This window comes from Cellulomonas sp. P4_A2, assembly GCF_056402515.1.
Window position 1 is genome coordinate 1 of the sequence record NZ_JBFUHG010000126.1, and the last position, 430, is coordinate 430.

The window sequence follows — 430 nt, forward strand, 5'->3', positions numbered from 1 at the left end:
GCTCGTCATCGAGGTCGTGCCCGAGTCGTACGAGATCAAGCAGCAGCTCTTCCGGGAGCTCGACGCGATCACCTCCCCCACCGCGATCCTGGCGACCGGCACCAACGCCCTGTCGGTGACCCGGCTGGCCGCCGAGTCGCAGCACCCCGAGCGCGTGATCGGTCTGCACTTCTTCAACCCGGCGCCCGCGATGAAGCTGGTCGAGGTGGTCTCGTCGGTGCTGACCGCGCCGCCGGCCGTCGAGGCGGTCACCACGCTCGCCCGTGAGCTGGGCAAGGAGCCGGTCGCGGTGGGCGACCGGCCGGGGTTCGTCGCCGACGGGCTGCTGTTCGGCTACCTGAACCAGGCCGCCGCGATGTACGAGGCGAGCTACGCCTCCCGTGAGGACATCGACGCGGCCATGAAGCTGGGCTGCGGGCTGCCCATGGGC

General features: G+C 70.9%; 1 protein-coding gene. It reads left to right on the plus strand.

What is annotated here, in order from left to right; translation table 11 throughout:
* Window positions 1-430, plus strand: a 430-nt coding sequence (locus AC1DUE_RS20400) for a 3-hydroxyacyl-CoA dehydrogenase family protein (RefSeq protein WP_477041225.1), incomplete at both ends; no start/stop codon positions are given.